Below are 15,764 nucleotides of genomic sequence, written 5' to 3' on the forward strand. Positions count from 1 at the left end.
ATCCAGCCGATCAAGGCTGCTGTTTCCGATTCCAGATTTCAAACGCTTTTGCCATTGCTTCGATGACGGCAGTGACCGCCGGCAACAGCCAGAGCCAGGAGGCCGACAGGTAGTACAAGGCGGCGGCAAGCACCACGGTGGATGGAAAAGAATAGGCGAACGTCCGGTTCGACGCAGCGAAATAGGCAGCAAATCTGGCTTTCATCTTTATGCTCTCTCCTTCATTCCAGACCGAGGCCCGGGTTTGGTGACTTCCATGGCAATCAGCGCGTCACATGGTTGATCTCGAAACTGAACTTCACCGGAATCAGCGCATCGGCTGGAATCCCGGCAGGATGTGGATAACGCGCCAGCGCGCGGTTGGCCGCGCTGCTCAACGCATCCACGAAGCCGTCGCCCATTCGGCGCGTCTTGCGGCCGCGCAGGGTGTCGGCGCTGACCCAGCCCAGCAGCTCATATTCGCGCGATTCGCCGCGCTGCAGCTCGATGCGCGGCACCCCGACCAGGAAGCGCAGCGTCACGTCGCCGCCGACGCTATGGCGGTAAGCCAGCTCCGGGTACTTCACTTCGGCCGCCAGGGTGGAGAGTACGCCGGCCACATAATTGCAGAAGGCCAGCCGATCCTTGGGCCAGGCGCCCAGTTCCGCGACAAAGCGCTCAGGGTCGGCCGCGGCCTCCTTGGACACGGCGCACCAGGGTTGCCGGAAGCCGGGCGTCTTCCCGGCCCACCACAGCGCGGCCGCCACGTCCGGCCCATTGGCCGGATCGGCATAGCCGGCGGCCAGGCGCGCAGCGCCGTCGGCTTCGCCGGCGGCATGCGCCTGCGCGTAGAACGTCACGGCGCGCGGCCAGTCGCGTTTGACGCAGATGCCGTTCTCGTACATCGAGCCGGCCAAGAGCGACATTTCGGGGTACGCGTTTTCCAGGCCGCTTTTCAGGCGCTTGACGGCGGTCTGGCAGTCGCGCGCGGCGATGCTGGCGCGTACCGCGTCGACGGCCATGATGCCGCCGTAGGAGCCGGCCGACGCCGTGGGCGCCGCTGTGCCCATGGCCAGCAGCAGGGTAGCGAGGGTTGCGCGCACGGCGGGCCTTTATATCGTCATGATCGAGGTCAGTACTCTAGCAGAGCCGGGAGGCGTGAATTCTCACCGATCGCCACACTTGCGCGGTTATCAGATATCGAGCGGATCGACTTCCAGCGACCAGCGCACGCGCGACTTCATGGCGCGCAGGATCTCGATCCACTCGCGCAGGAAGGCCTGCAGCGCGGGGCGCGAGTTCGATTCCACCAGCAGCTGGGCGCGGTCGACATTGTGTACGCGCGTCATCGTCATCGGGATCGGGTCGTTGATCATGATGCCTTCCAGCGGATAGCAGTCGCGCGCCGCTTCCAGGAAGGCGATTGCGGTGGCCAGTTCCGGCGCCTCGGCGCGCAGCAGCGCCTGGTACATGTAGGGCGGCAGCCCGGCCTGGCGGCGTTCTTCGAGCAGGCTGCCGGCGAAGCGGTCGTAGTCGTGGCGCACCACGGCGCCATACAGCGGGTGGCTGGCGTAGCGCGTCTGCACCAGCACCTCGGACGCCGCCCCGGCGCGCCCGGCGCGGCCCGCCACCTGCATCAGCTGGGCGAACAGGCGCTCACTGGCGCGGTAATCCTGCGAGAACAGCGCGGTGTCCGGGTTCAGGATGCCCACCAGGGTGAGCTTCTTGAAATCGTGGCCCTTGGCGACCATCTGCGTGCCGATCAAAATATCCACTTCGCCGCGGTGCACGGTGTCGAAGGCCGCCTGGGCGCTGCCCTTGAGGCGCGTGGAATCGGCGTCGATGCGCAGGATGCGCGCGTCGGGGAACATCGCCTGCAGGCCTTCCTCCACGCGCTGGGTGCCGCGCCCGAGCGGCTGCAGGTCGACGTTGCCGCAGGTCGGGCAGTGGCGCGGGATGCGCAGCTCCAGGCTGCAATGGTGGCAGCGCAGCCGGTGTTCGGGCTTGTGCAGCACCATGAACGAGGTGCAGCGGGTGCAGTTGCTGATCCAGCCGCAGGCCTCGCAGGTGATCACCGGGGCATAGCCGCGCCGGTTCAGGAACAGCAGCGACTGTTCGCCGCGGTCCAGGCGCTGGCGCAGGGCCGCCAGCAGCGCGCCGCTCAAGCCGTCCTTCGGACGGTCGCGCTCGAGGTCGACCAGCTTCACGGTCGGCAGCACGGCGTCGCGCACGGCGCGCTCGCGCAGCTCGAGCTTGCGGTAGCGCCGGGTAGCGGCGTGGTGCCAGCTCTCCAGCGAGGGCGTGGCCGATCCCAGCACGATCGGGATCGCCAGCTGGTGCGCCCGCCACACCGCCAGGTCGCGCGCCGAATAGCGCAGGCCTTCCTGCTGCTTGTACGAGGGGTCGTGCTCCTCGTCGATGACGATCAGTTTCAGATGCGGCAGCGAGGACAGGATCGCCAGGCGGGTGCCGAGCACGATGCGCGCCTTGCCGGCGTGCGCGGCCATCCAGTGCAGCGTGCGCTCGCCCTCGGACAGGCTGCTGTGCAGGGTCGCCAGCATCACGCCGGGGAAGCGCGCCCGGATATTGCCTTCCAGCTGCGGGGTCAGGTTGATCTCGGGGACCAGGATCAGGATCTGGGCTTGCCCGTCGCGCGCCAGCACCTGGGCGCAGGCCTGCAGGTAGACCTCGGTCTTGCCGCTGCCCGTCACGCCATACAGCAGGATCGGGGTGAAGCCTTGCGCCCCGCCGATGGCGTCGGCCGCCGTCTGCTGCTCCGGGTTCAAGACCGGCATGCCGGACGGCGTGGGGTCGTGCGGCGTAGCGTCCTTGGCCAGTTTTTTCAGCGCACGGTCGAGCGCCACGGTCTTGGGGACGCGCAGGTTCTTCGGCAGCCCGGGCAGCGCCACCTCGCCCAGCGGGCGCTGGTAGTAGTCGGCCGCGAAACGGGCCAGCGCCAGCCAGCGCGCCGACAGCGGCGGCAACTGGCTGCGCACGGCCAGGGCATCCTTGAGCTTGCCTGGGGGGACTTCGCTGTGCGCCTTGACCGCCACCACCAGGCCGACCACCTCACGCCGCGCGAAGGGCACCAGCACCAACTGGCCCACCAGCGGCTCTTCGCCCGGCTGGCAAGGCCAGCGGTAGTCGAAACAGCTGTTGAGCGGCGTATCGAGCGCGACTTCAAGGAAACAGTGTGTCAAAACCAACCTTCTCTTATCCCACCAAGCTGTGGAAAACTTTGTGAATAGTGCGCTACTTGACCCCGCTGGAGGTTTACGTTAGATCAACCCAAACCCCGGAATTCACCTGAGAAATACAAAAAACTTCAATGAATTCAATGCCTTGAAAAACACGAGTTATCCCTGTTAACAAGTCGATCTGGAATTCCCTTGCTGTGCATAACTGCACAGATGGTGTGGGAAAACTCGCTGCGCCGCACCACACTCTTCATACCTTACTTGAAGAGTTGAGCTAAGTCCCCGTAAACGAAAGGGTTTTCACCAAACTCATGCGCGCCTGTTGATAACTTTGTGAACAAGGCAGGGTAAGCCGGGAAATTTCACTGAAGGAGGTGCTGCGCTACTGTGTAAATCCACAGTTCTTTAAGTAAAAAGTGCTTACGAATCATCCACTTGCGATTTTGTTTTTTTCGCAAAGATGTCCACAGGAATAAATATGGTGTTTTACGAACTTGTGAACAAGTGTGATTTTGCTGCGGCAACGGCGTGCCGCAGCGGGAACGATTCTCAGGCCGCGCGCTGCTTGCGGCTGAAGCTGTGGACGGCTTCCACCATCGCCGTTACCGACTCCGGCGGCGTGAACTGCGAAATACCGTGGCCGAGGTTGAAGACATGGCCCTGGCCTGCCGACGGGGCGCCGTAGGCGCTCAGGCTGCGCTCGACTTCGGCGCGGATCTGCTCCGGCGCCGCGAACAGGATGGCCGGGTCGAGGTTGCCCTGCAGGGCGACGCGATCGCCCACCAGCGCCCTGGCCCGGCCCAGGTTCACGGTCCAGTCCAGGCCCAGCGCGTCGGCGCCGATGCCGGCCATCTCGTCCAGCCACAGGCCGCCGCCCTTGGTGAACACGATCGCCGGGATGCGTACGCCGTCTTTCTCGCGTTGGAGCTGGGCCAGGATCTGGCGCATGTAGTTCAGCGAGAACTCCTGGTAAGCGCCATCGGCCAGCGCGCCGCCCCAGGAATCGAAGATCATCACCGCCTGGGCGCCGGCATCGATCTGGGCGTTCAGGTACTGGGCCACGGCGCGCGCATTGGTCTCCAGGATGTGGTGCATCAGGTCGGGCCGCGTGTACATCATCTTCTTGACGGTGTGGAATTCACGCGAACCGGCGCCTTCGACCATGTAGCAGGCCAGGGTCCACGGGCTGCCCGAGAAGCCGATCAGCGGCACGCGGCCGTTGATCGCGGTACGGATCTGGGTCACCGCCTTGAAGACATAGTCGAGCGACGCCATGTCCGGCACTGCCAGGGCGCGCACGGCCTCTTCGCTGCGCAGCGGACGCTCGAACTTCGGGCCTTCGCCGTCGGCGAAGTACAGGCCCAGGCCCATCGCGTCCGGCACGGTCAGGATGTCCGAGAACAGGATCGAGGCGTCCAGCGGGAAGCGGTCGAGCGGCTGCAGGGTGACTTCGGTGGCATAGTCCGGATTCTTCGCCAGGCCCAGGAACGAGCCGGCGCGTTCGCGCGTGGCGCGGTATTCCGGCAGGTAGCGGCCCGCCTGGCGCATCAGCCATACCGGGGTGTAGTCGGTCGGCTGGCGCAGCAGCGCACGCAGGAAGGTGTCGTTCTGGAGCGGGGCAAATTGTGGCATGGCTGACAATAGAAGACGGAAGGAAAACGCCTATTATCGCATTCCCGGGCTGACCTTATAATGCCATTCCACCTCATTGAGAGAACCCGCCATGACCAAACAGCAAGCACTTTGCGGCACGTGGACCTCCCCGATCAGCGCCGCCGTCGTTGCGGCCGGCGCCACTCCGCTGGCTTCCTTGACGCTCGACGGCGCCAGTTTGAGCTGGCTGGAAGGCAGGGCCAGCGAGGCGGGACGCTCGACGCTGGTGGGCAGCACTGGTGAGTTGACGCCTGCGCCCTTCAACGTGCGCAGCAAGGTGCATGAATACGGCGGCGGCGCATACACGGTCGCCGATGGCGTGGCCTGGTTCTCGAATCATGCGGATGGCCGCCTGTACCGCGTGCAGCCGGGCGGCGCGCCGGTCGCGCTCACGTTTGAAAACGCCCACCGTTATGCCGACTTCGTGGTCGACGCGGGACGCGGGCGGCTGGTCACGGTGCGCGAAGACCATTCCGCGGGCGGCCACTACCCCGAGAACACGATCGCCGCCATCGGCTTCGACGGCCTTGAAACCGTGCTCGTGGACGGCAACGATTTCTATGCCGCGCCGCGCATCTCGCCAGATGGCCGACATCTGGCCTGGCTGTGCTGGGACCACCCGCGCATGCCATGGGAAGGCACCGAGCTGTGGCTGGCCGATATCCTCGAGGACGGCAGCCTGGCCAATGGCCGGCTGATCGCGGGCGGGCCGCAGGAATCGATCTGCCAGCCCGAATGGTCGCCCGGCGGCCTGCTCCACTTCGTGTCCGACCGCAGCGGCTGGTGGAACCTGTACCGCTACGACCATGGCGTCGTCCATGCGCTGTGCCCGCGCGAAGCGGAATTCGGCGGCCCGCAGTGGACCTTCGGCGGTTCGCTGTACGGTTTCCGCGCGGAGGACGACATCGTCTGCACCTATGTCGAGGGCGGGGTCGGCAAGCTGGCGCGCCTGCGCGGCGGCGAGCTCACCGACATCGCCACGCCCTACCAGGAAATCCGCGAGCTGCGCGTCAACAGCGAGACTGTCGCCCTGCTGGGCGGCGCGCCGACGGTCGCCCTGGAACTGGCGCGCATCGACCTCGATACGGGCAAGCACGAGGTGCTGGCGCGATCGATCGAATCGCTGCCGCCTGAAGGCTACCTCTCGAGCCCGCGCAGCATCAGCTACCCGAGCGCGAACGGACGCACCGCCTACGCCTTCCACTACCCGCCCGCGAATGCCGATTCCGCGCCCCTGGCGGGCGAGCTGCCGCCCTTGATCGTCATCGGCCACGGCGGCCCGACCGGCATGGCGGCCAGCACCCTGAAACTGGCGACGCAATTCTGGACCAGCCGCGGCTTCGCCGTACTCGACGTGAACTACGGCGGCAGCACGGGCTTCGGCCGCGCCTACCGCGACCTTCTCAAGGGCCAGTGGGGCGTGGTCGACGTCGAAGACTGCGTGGCCGGCGCGCGCTATCTCGCGGAGCAGGGCCTGGTCGATCCCGAGCGCCTGCTGGTGCGCGGCAGCAGCGCCGGCGGCCTGACCACCTTGTGCGCCCTCGCCTTCCACGACGTGTTCAAGGCCGGCGCCTGCTATTACGGCGTGTCCGACCTGGCCGGGCTCGACGCCGACTCGCACAAGTTCGAATCGCACTACAACCAGTACCTGATCGCCCCGCCCGAGCGGGCCGACAGCGTCTACCGCGAACGCTCGCCGATCCACCATACCGATAAACTCGACCGCCCGATGATCTTCTTCCAGGGCCTGGACGACATGGTGGTGCCGCCGCAGCAGTCCGAGACGATGGTCGAGGCCCTGCGTGCGCGCAAGCTGCCGGTGGCCTATATCACCCTCGAGGGCGAAGGCCACGGTTTCCGCAAGGCGGAGAGCGTCGTGCGTACGCTGGAAGCGGAGCTGGTGTTCTACCTGCGCGTCTTCAAGCTCCCAGTTCCTGCCGGCCTGCCCGCGGTGGATATCGAGAACCTGCCGCCCGCATGATCCTGGACGAACTTGACTTCGGCGAGCAGGCAATCCTGACCTTGCTGGCGCTGGCCGGCGAGCCGATGGGCCGCCAGCGCATCCTCGAACACCTGATGGCTGTCGGCCTGGCCCTGCCGCCCGCGCAATGGGCGGCCGAGCTGGAGCGGCTGCGCGCGGCCGGACTGGTAACCGACGTGGTGGGACGCGGCTTCACGATCGCACCCGACGCCGTCTGGCCCGCGCTGGCCAAGGCATTGAGCAGCGGCCTGTTCCGCACCGTGAAAGCCGCCTATGAACACGTGACCCCGCTGCGGCGCGACTGGCAGGGCACGCCGATCCTGCGCAGTTACCGCCAGGGCCTGGCGCTGCTGCGCATCGCCCTGCTCACGCGCGAGAGCCCGGCCGTCGTCACGCCGCTGCTGGCCGCCTGCCTGCGCTGCCACGAAGCGTCCTACCTGCACCCGCTGGTCGAGGTATGCGCGCGGCCCTTCGATGCGGCCATCCTGGACTACATCCACCCGTCGCTGGTGGACGGCGTGCTGGCTACCCTGGTGCAGCACACCCAGCGCGAGCCGGCGATGGCCCCAGCCATCCGCGCCGCCGCCGAAGCGCAGGTCGACCCATCGGTGGCGCTGCGCCTGGCGCTGGGCGAGCATTTGATCCTGTGCGGGCGCCTGGATGACGCCGGCGCGCTGCTGATTGACGTCGACGACGCGGCCGGCCTGTTCTTGCGCAACGTAATCGCGCTGCTGCGCGACGATGCGGACATCGCCCTGCCCGGCATCGAGGCCGCGCTCAAGGCGCTGCGCCGCGAGACCGGCAAGCGCAAGGCGATTTTCGAAGGCATCGGCGCCCACCTGTACCTGGCCGCCCTCCTGCGCAGCAACCAACCGGCCCACCTGAAACTGGCCGATGCCTGGCTCGATATCGCCACCCGCGCGGTGCAGCGGCTTGATACGGCCGTGGTCTTCCAGCTCAGCATGCTGCAGGAAATCCGGCGCGGCACGGTCGACGCCGACGTGCTGGCTTCGCGCAACTGGGAAATGGCGCTCGAACCGTTTACCTTCCGCGCGCTGATGCACCACTGGCTCGGCCTGCCGCAATTAGCGGGCAAGCGCAAGGACATCGAGGACATGCTGGAACAGTCCGAGCGCGCCGGTTTCGATTTGCTGTCGGCGCAGCTGGCGGCGCTGCTCGGCCAGCTCGGCTTCGTCGGCCAGGAGGCGTATGCAAGCGAATTACGTAAACAGCACCGCTTCACCGACCTGCTCCACTGGTTCGAGCGCGAGGAAGCCTGGGAGCGCCAGCTCAATGCCCTGATCAACCTGCAGCCGGCGCTGAACGCGGAAGTCGTGCGCGAATCGCGCCTGGTGTGGATGATCCGCTACGACGAACAGATGGGCGTGCAGGAGCTGGAACCGCGCGAGCAAAAGCGCGACGCCCAGGGCGGCTGGAGCCGCGGACGCGCCGTGGGCCTCAAGCGCCTGGCCGAAGAAGCCTCGGCGCTCGACTTCCTCACCGCGCAGGACGTGGCGGCGGTGGCCTCGATCGGCGGCCGGCGCTATTACGGCAGCACCGGCATCCGCTTCGAGTTCGAGCTGGACAAGGCCCTGGCGGCCCTGGTCGGGCATCCGCTGCTGTTCTGGATGGAGTCGCCGGGCACACGGGTGGAGCTGCTGCCGGGCGAGCCGGAGTTGCTGGTGAAGTCGCGCGGCGGCAAGGTCTCGATTACCTTGCACCCCACGCCAGGTGACCAGGACGGCGAGGTGATCGTCACCCGCGAGACGCCGACCCGCCTGCGCCTGGTGCGCATCCTCGATGAGCACCGCCGCATCGCCGCCATCGTGGGCGAAGGATTGGAAGTGCCGGTGGAAGCCGAGCGCCGCGTGCTGCGCGCGATCAGCGCGATCTCGGCGATCGTCACCGTGCAGTCGGACATCGGCGCCAGCCCGGGCGACATCGAGCAGGTAGTGGCCGACCCGCGCCTGCACCTGCATCTGCGCCCTTACCAGCAAGGCATGCGCATGCAAATCCTGGTGCGCCCGCTGCCTGGAAACGGCGCCTATTACGCGCCCGGCACCGGCGGGGAAAACGTGATCGGCGACGTCGACGGCGTGCGCACCGAGGCCAAACGCGACCTGAACGCGGAGCGCGACGCCGAGCGTCAGCTGGTGGGCGCCTGCCACGCACTCGAACATGGAGAACTGGACCACGGCGAATGGCTGCTTGGCCAGCCCCTGCAATGCCTGGAATTCGTGGAAGAGCTGCGCGAACTCGATCCGTCGAAAGTGGTGGTGGCCTGGCCGGAGGGCGAGAAATTCCGCGTGGCGAAACGCGCGAATGCGAAATCGGTGCGGGTCCAGGTCCGGCGCGACAAGGACTGGTTCGCGGCCAGCGGCGAGGTGGTCATCGACGAGAACCGCGTGATGGACCTGGGCGCACTGCTGGCCCGCATCCGCGACGAGAAAAGCCGCTTCGTGGCGCTGGGCGACAACGAATACCTGGCCCTGAGCGACGAGCTGCACCGCCGCCTGATGGAATTGGCCGATTACGGCACCCTGCATGGGGACGAGCTGCGGGTGCATCCGCTGGCGAGCTTCTCGCTGGCCGAGCTGGCCCGCGATGCGGGCGGCATGGCAGGCGACGAAGCATGGCGCAAGCATCTGGAACGCATGGCCGCCAGCGAAGCCTTCACGCCCGCGCTGCCCTCGACCCTGCAGGCCGAGCTGCGCGACTACCAGCGCGAAGGCTTCGAATGGCTCGCGCGCCTGGCCCACTGGGGCGTGGGCGCCTGCCTGGCCGACGACATGGGCCTGGGCAAGACGCTGCAGGCGCTGGCCCTGCTCCTGATGCGCGCGCCGGCCGGCCCGGCGCTGGTGGTGGCGCCGACCTCGGTCTGCCTGAACTGGATTTCCGAAGCCGAGCGCTTCGCGCCGACGCTCAATTTGAAACTGTTCGGACCGGGCGACCGCGCCGCGACAGTCAACGAGGCCGGCCCCTTCGACGTGGTGGTGGTGAGCTATGGCCTGCTGCAGCTGGAAGCGGCCTTGTTCGCCAAGCGCAGCTGGCACAGCATCGTGCTGGACGAAGCGCAGGCCATCAAGAACATGCACACCAAGCGCTCGCAGGCCGTGATGGCCCTGCAGGGCGACTTCCGCATGGCGGCTACCGGCACGCCGCTGGAAAACCACCTGGGCGAATTGTGGAACCTGTTCAGGTTCATCAACCCGGGCCTGCTGGGCAGCGCCGACCAGTTCCAGCTGCGCTTTGCCGGGCCGATCGAAAAGGCCCAGGACAAGCGCGCCGAAGCCGGCGCGCGCATGCGCCTGCGCCGGCTGACGCAACCCTTCATCCTGCGCCGCACCAAGGCGCAAGTCCTGAGCGAGCTGCCGCCGCGCACCGAGATCGTGCTGCCGGTCGAACTCACGCAAGACGAAAGCGCGCTGTATGAATCGCTGCGGCGCCAGGCGCTCGACAAGCTGGCCTCGCTGGAGGCGCCCGACAACCAGAAATCGATCGAGATCCTGGCCGAGATGATGCGGCTGCGCCGCGCCTGCTGCAATCCGGAGCTGGTGGCGCCCGGCGCCGGCATCGTGAGCAGCAAGCTGGTGGCCTTCGCGCGCCTGGTCGACGGCCTGCTCGAGAACAGGCACAAGGCGCTGGTGTTCAGCCAGTTCGTGGATCACCTGAGCCTGATCCGCAAATACCTGGACGGGAAGAACATCCCCTACCAGTATCTCGACGGCGCCACCTCGATGCAGGAGCGCAAGCGCCGCGTCGATGCCTTCCAGGCCGGCGAAGGGGAGCTCTTCCTCATCAGCCTGAAGGCGGGCGGCGTCGGCATCAACCTGACCGCGGCCGACTACGTGATCCACATGGACCCGTGGTGGAACCCGGCGGTGGAAGACCAGGCCTCGGACCGCGCCCACCGCATGGGCCAGCAGCGCCCGGTGACGATCTACCGGCTGGTGGCGCGCGGCACCATCGAGGAAGGCATCGTCGACCTGCACCACCGCAAGCGCGGCCTGGCCGACAGCCTGCTGGAAGGCACCGACATGGCGGCGCGCCTGTCGCCGGGGGAGATGCTGGCGATGCTCAAGCAGGGCTTGGGTTCGTAGGGTGGGCGGCTTCGCCGCCCGCGCGGTGATAGTCAGCAGCGAGATCACCCGGCACGACAGCGAAGCCGTCAGCGATCACCGCGCGGGCGGGAGACCCGCCCACCCTACTGGCGCGGCCACGCATTCCATGTGATCATGCCGCTTTTTACCGAAGAGTTACCCACATGGAACTGGACAAAGCGGCAACGACGGCGCAAGCCCGTGTCATCGGCGTCAAATCCTGGATGGCGTATGCGGGCGTGATCGCGCTGGCCGTGCTGCTGTTTGCCGGCGCGCTGCCGCTGGCCTTCCTGTGGAACGAGATCGCGGCGGCCGGCGTGATGGCCGCTTCAAGCGCGCTGGTGGCCTACCGCTTCCTGCTGGTGCGCAGCGTGCAGCTGTATTACGACGACGTCGGCGTCTGGGTGCACTCGGGCGTCCTGCCCTGGAAGAAGGGCGTCAGCGGCGTGAAGTGGCGCGACATGGACGACGCCACCTATGCCAACGGCTTCGTGAGCTGGGCCACCCGTTCGTACACGGTGCGCATCGGCCACCGCTTCACCAGGGACAGCGAGATCGTCCTGCACAACATCGCGCGCGGGCGCCAGGCCGTGGAGACGGTCAACGCCGTCCACCAGGACATGATCCGTAGCGGCGCCATGGAATAAATCCCCGCCACGTGTCGGAATGTTTCAGCCGTCCGCAAGCGGCCTGAATGGTGCTAATCTTCTTGCGCCTCGAGCGTTCCCGGTGCGCTTGCCGCGCCGGGGCGCCTGACCTTTTATTTTGCAAGGTTCGAACAGAATGATGAAAACAAAGATCGCGCTGGCAGTGCTGCTGGCGAGTTTCGCCCTGGCGCCCGCCAGCGCCAAGACCAGCAAGCCCGCCAAGGGCAAGGCGAAAGCCACCAAGGTGGTCAAATCGAAGGCGGCCGACAAGCGCAAACCAAAAGCTCCGGTCAAGAAAGCCGCTGCAGTTGCCGCCGTTGCCGCACCGGTCGCCGCCGCCGCGCCAGCGGCCGCGCCGGCCGCGAACGAAAAGCGCCTCGACCGCCGCTTCGACAGCATGAGCATGCAATACCTGACCGCGCTGTGGCGCATCGATCCGGAAGGCGGCATCTATGTCGGCAAGTTCGAGCAGGCCGCCAACCTGACCATTCCCGACGCCGCGACCCGCGCCAGGAAGCTCGCCTTTGCCAACGAATGGCTGGGCAAGTTCGGCAAGCTGGACGTGCGCCAGCTGTCGCCGCGCCAGCGCACCGACCTGGCCCTGCTGGTCAACAAGCTGGAGAAAGACCGCTGGCACCTGACCACCTGGCGCGAATACGAGTGGAACCCGTCGATGCACAACATTGCCCAGCCGCTCGACCTGGTCCTCAATACCGACTACGCGGCCAAGCCGCAGCGCCTGCGCACCATCCTGAAACGCCTGACCAACGTGCCGGCCTACTACCAGGCCGCGCAAGCCTCGATCGTCAACCCGACCCGCGAGCATACCCAGCTCGCCATCTCGCAGGCGCCGGGCACCCTCGCGGTGCTGGCCGACCTGGGCAAGGCGGCCCAGGAGTCGATCCTGAATGCGCAGGAAAAGGCGATCTTCGCGCAGCGCGTGGCAAGCGCCGGCACCGCGCTGCTGGGCTATGTGGACTTTTTGATCGCCCAGGACAAGGCCATGACGACGGGGAGCATCAAGCCGCGCGCCTTCCGCGCCGGGAAAGACCTGTACGAGCAGAAGTTCGCGCTCGAGATCCAGTCTTCCAGCAGCGCCGAGCAGACCTTCCGCAAGGCCCTGGCCACGCGCGAAGAGCTGCTCACCCGCATGGACACGATCTCGGACGAGCTGTGGCCGCGCTACATGGCCGGCGTGGCCAAGCCGCGCGACCGCTTCCAGAAGATCGGCATGATGATCGACAAGCTCTCCAGCCGCCACGTCGCGCGCGAGAACTTCCTGCCCGAGATCCGCCGCCAGATCCCGCTGCTGCACAAGTTCGTCACGGACCGTAACCTGCTCACGCTCGATGCCGACAAGCCGCTGGAAGTGCGCGAGACGCCGATGTACCAGCGCGGCGTGGCCGGCGCCAGCATCGATGCGCCGGGCCCGTACCGCCCGAAGGACAAGACCTATTACAACGTCACCCCGCTCGACAGCCTCACGCCGCAGCAGGCCGAGAGCAGCCTGCGCGAGTACAACGAGTGGATCCTGCAAATCCTGAACATCCACGAGGCGATTCCCGGCCACTACGCGCAGCTGGTCTACGCCAACCGTTCCCCCTCGCTGGTGAAGTCGCTGTTCGGTAACGGCGCCATGGTCGAAGGCTGGGCCGTGTACGGCGAGCGCATGATGCTGGAGAACGGCTACGGCGACAACGCTCCCGAGATGTGGCTGATGTACTCGAAGTGGAACCTGCGCAGCGTGACCAACACCATCCTCGACTACAGCGTGCACGTGCTGGGCATGCAGCAGCCCGAGGCGATCGACCTCTTGGTGCGCCAGGCCTTCCAGACCCGCCAGGAAGCCGACGAGAAGTGGCGCCGCGTGTCGCTCACCTCGGTGCAGCTGACCAGCTACTACAGCGGCTACGAGCAGATCATGGCCCTGCGCGAGCGCCGCAAGCAGCAACTGGGCGAGCGCTTCAACCTGAAGGAATTCCATGACCAGTTCCTCGGCTACGGCAATGCGCCGGTCAAGATGATTTCGGAACTGATGCAGTGACAATGTGTTGATATTGCACAGCAAGCCTGCTGTGCAAAAGCGCACAAGCGGCGTGCTAACTCGCTCGCTTGTGCGCAAGTTCCCCGGGGATAGAATGGGTGCGAACCTCGCGTAGAAGCGGGGCAACGACCATAAGCCGGAGACCCATCCCATGACTTCCCTTCCCCTGCCGCCGTCTTAGCTGACCCGGCCCGCCAGTCTTTCCCGCTTGTTTCACCGAATTGCCGGTCACGAAGGGGCGAGGTCGCATTGCGCCTGTTGTTTCCGGTCCTGTACTGCAGAAAACAACAGAACGGAGACTTCCATGGCATTCCTCTTCAAACAGGCGGCACTCGCCGCCGCCTGCATGGCCCTCAGCCTGCCGGCATCCGCGCAACTCCAGGCCGGACCGGGCACATGGAGCGCGAACCAGACCTGGGCCACCGACACCACCAATGGCGGCGCCCTCACCGGCTATTACTACTGGCCCGCCACCACGCCGACGCTGGCCGGCAAGCGCGCCCTGGTGCTGGTGCTGCACGGCTGCGCCCAGACCGCGGCCAACGACGTCATCGCCGGCACGGGCGACGCCGGCTACAACTGGAAGGCGGCGGCCGACCAGTACGGCGCCGTGATCCTGGCCCCGAACGCCACCGGCAACCTGTATGGCGCCCACTGCTGGGACTGGGCCGCCACCAACCGCAGCCGCAGCTACGGGCACAATGCGGTGCTGCTCGACCTGATCAACCGCTTCGTGAGCAACCCGCAGTATGTGATCGACCCCAAGCAGGTGTATGTCACCGGCCTGTCCTCCGGGGGTTCCAAGACCATGGTGATGGGCTGCGTGGCGCCCGACATCTTCGCCGGCATCGGCATCAATGCCGGCCCGTCGCCAACCGTGTCGAGCTCGCAGATCGCCTCGGTCCCCGCCGGCACGACCTCCAGCAGCGTGGCCAGTGCCTGTACCTCTTGGGCGGGCGCCAGCGCCAGCCAGTTCACCAGCCAGGTCGCGAGCGTGATCTGGGGCACCAACGACTACGTGGTCGGCCAGGCCTACGGCCCGCTGAATGCGGCCGCGATGCGCCAGGTGTATGGCGGCACCTATACCAAGGGCGCCACCGCCACGGTGCCGACCGGCGGCAGCAACGTGCCCTACACGGATGCGAACGGCAAGCTGCGCACCTCGGAAATCGTGGTGACCGGCATGGCCCACGCCTGGCCGGCGGGCACCGGTGGGCAGAACAGCAATTACGTCGACGCCACCAAGGTCAACTACCCGGCCTTCGTGATGGACTTCTGGTTCAAGAACAACCTGCGCGTGTCGCAGGCGGCGCCACCAAGCATGAGCTCCTGCAGCGCCAGCGTGTCGGGATCCACCGTGACGGTGAACGGCGCCGCCACCGACGCCGCCGGCGCGATCGGCAGCTACCGCGTGGTGCTCACTGGCCCGACCCCGGTGAACGACAGCGCGGCCGGCAGCGGCGCCAGCTTCAGCAAGGCCTATGCGGCGCGCGCCGACGGCTATTATTCGGGCACCGTCACGGCCACCAATACCGCGACCGGGCTGACCTCCAGCGCCTGCACCATCGCCCAGTTCCTGGTCGGCAGCGCACCTGCCCTGTTGCCGCCAGCCGGCCTGGCAGTCGGCGCCAGTACCGCCAGCAGCATCGCGCTGTCCTGGAATGCAGCCAATGGCGCGACCGGCTACAACGTCTACCGCAACGGGGCCAAGGTCAATGGCACGGCCTTGACGGCGACCGGCTACACCGACGGCGGCCTGGCGGCCAGCACCAGCTACAGCTACGAAGTGACGGCGACCGGGAACGGCGGCGTGGAAAGCGCGAAGTCGTCCAGCGTGACCGGGTCGACCACGTCTGGCTTTACGTGCACGGCCACCACCGCCAGCAACTACGCGCACGTGACGGCCGGACGCGCGCACAACAGCGGCGGCTATGCGCTGGCCAATGGGTCGAACCAGAACATGGGGCTGAACAATACGTTCTACACCTCGACGCTGGCGCAGACCTCGAGCGGGTATTACGTGATCGGGAATTGCCCGTAAGGCGGGTCTCGGCCACCTGCCCCGTCGTCCCGGCGCAGGCCGGGACCCAAGTCTGCTCGCACACCCGCAGGGCAAGGTGCTGGCGGCGTCCTTCATGGACTCGTACCACCAGATGGTGCGGG

Annotated in this window: 9 protein-coding genes; 5 read left to right on the forward strand and 4 right to left on the reverse strand. The window is 66.8% G+C overall.

Features of this window, described 5'->3' with window-relative positions; genetic code table 11:
* Positions 1 to 10: 10 nt before the first annotated feature.
* The 4 genes from AC56LR_RS07610 to hemE all read right to left on the reverse strand — a co-directional run bounded on the left by AC56LR_RS07610 (position 11) and on the right by hemE (position 4,808).
* Complete coding sequence (locus tag AC56LR_RS07610; RefSeq protein WP_497129196.1) at positions 11 to 205, reverse strand: hypothetical protein; 195 nt, start codon at positions 203 to 205, stop codon at positions 11 to 13.
* A gap of 58 nt (positions 206 to 263) precedes the next feature.
* Positions 264 to 1,082 carry a hypothetical protein gene (locus AC56LR_RS07615; RefSeq protein WP_497129198.1) on the reverse strand — a complete coding sequence of 273 codons (819 nt, stop codon included), beginning with the start codon at positions 1,080 to 1,082 and terminating at the stop codon, positions 264 to 266.
* Between the two features lie 90 nt (positions 1,083 to 1,172).
* Complete coding sequence (locus AC56LR_RS07620; RefSeq protein WP_497129200.1) at positions 1,173 to 3,179, reverse strand: primosomal protein N'; 2,007 nt, start codon at positions 3,177 to 3,179, stop codon at positions 1,173 to 1,175.
* A gap of 546 nt (positions 3,180 to 3,725) precedes the next feature.
* Positions 3,726 to 4,808, reverse strand: coding sequence for a uroporphyrinogen decarboxylase (gene hemE, locus AC56LR_RS07625; RefSeq protein WP_497129202.1), 1,083 nt, complete (start codon positions 4,806 to 4,808; stop codon positions 3,726 to 3,728).
* A gap of 91 nt (positions 4,809 to 4,899) precedes the next feature.
* On the opposite strand from hemE, the gene AC56LR_RS07630 reads away from it, so the two are divergent.
* From AC56LR_RS07630 to AC56LR_RS07650, 5 genes are all read left to right on the forward strand, one after another.
* Positions 4,900 to 6,810 (forward strand): S9 family peptidase, encoded by a 1,911-nt coding sequence (locus tag AC56LR_RS07630; protein ID WP_497129204.1) that lies wholly within the window; start codon positions 4,900 to 4,902, stop codon positions 6,808 to 6,810.
* Positions 6,807 to 10,910, forward strand: coding sequence for an SNF2-related protein (locus tag AC56LR_RS07635; RefSeq protein ID WP_497129205.1), 4,104 nt, complete (start codon positions 6,807 to 6,809; stop codon positions 10,908 to 10,910). Before AC56LR_RS07630 ends, AC56LR_RS07635 begins: the two co-directional genes overlap by 4 nt.
* A gap of 164 nt (positions 10,911 to 11,074) precedes the next feature.
* Positions 11,075 to 11,557, forward strand: a complete 483-nt coding sequence (locus AC56LR_RS07640; RefSeq protein WP_497129207.1) for a hypothetical protein — start codon at positions 11,075 to 11,077, stop codon at positions 11,555 to 11,557.
* Between the two features lie 136 nt (positions 11,558 to 11,693).
* Positions 11,694 to 13,601 (forward strand): DUF885 domain-containing protein, encoded by a 1,908-nt coding sequence (locus AC56LR_RS07645; RefSeq protein WP_497129209.1) that lies wholly within the window; start codon positions 11,694 to 11,696, stop codon positions 13,599 to 13,601.
* 304 nt (positions 13,602 to 13,905) lie between these two features.
* The gene (locus AC56LR_RS07650) at positions 13,906 to 15,642 is read left to right on the forward strand and encodes an extracellular catalytic domain type 1 short-chain-length polyhydroxyalkanoate depolymerase (RefSeq protein ID WP_497129211.1); all 1,737 of its coding nucleotides are present in this window, start codon (positions 13,906 to 13,908) and stop codon (positions 15,640 to 15,642) included.
* Positions 15,643 to 15,764: the final 122 nt, after the last annotated feature.

This window comes from Telluria sp. ZT3P39 (assembly GCF_059685935.1).

What these genes read in the sequence shown, in the direction of transcription:
- AC56LR_RS07630 (WP_497129204.1), top strand. Translation starts at nt 4,900, where the DNA reads ATGACCAAACAGCAAGCACTTTGCGGCACGTGGACCTCCCCGATCAGC.
- AC56LR_RS07650 (WP_497129211.1), top strand. Translation starts at nt 13,906, where the DNA reads ATGGCATTCCTCTTCAAACAGGCGGCACTCGCCGCCGCCTGCATGGCC.
- AC56LR_RS07645 (WP_497129209.1), top strand. Translation starts at nt 11,694, where the DNA reads ATGATGAAAACAAAGATCGCGCTGGCAGTGCTGCTGGCGAGTTTCGCC.
- AC56LR_RS07610 (WP_497129196.1), bottom strand. Translation starts at nt 205, where the DNA reads ATGAAAGCCAGATTTGCTGCCTATTTCGCTGCGTCGAACCGGACGTTC.
- hemE (WP_497129202.1), bottom strand. Translation starts at nt 4,808, where the DNA reads ATGCCACAATTTGCCCCGCTCCAGAACGACACCTTCCTGCGTGCGCTG.
- AC56LR_RS07640 (WP_497129207.1), top strand. Translation starts at nt 11,075, where the DNA reads ATGGAACTGGACAAAGCGGCAACGACGGCGCAAGCCCGTGTCATCGGC.
- AC56LR_RS07635 (WP_497129205.1), top strand. Translation starts at nt 6,807, where the DNA reads ATGATCCTGGACGAACTTGACTTCGGCGAGCAGGCAATCCTGACCTTG.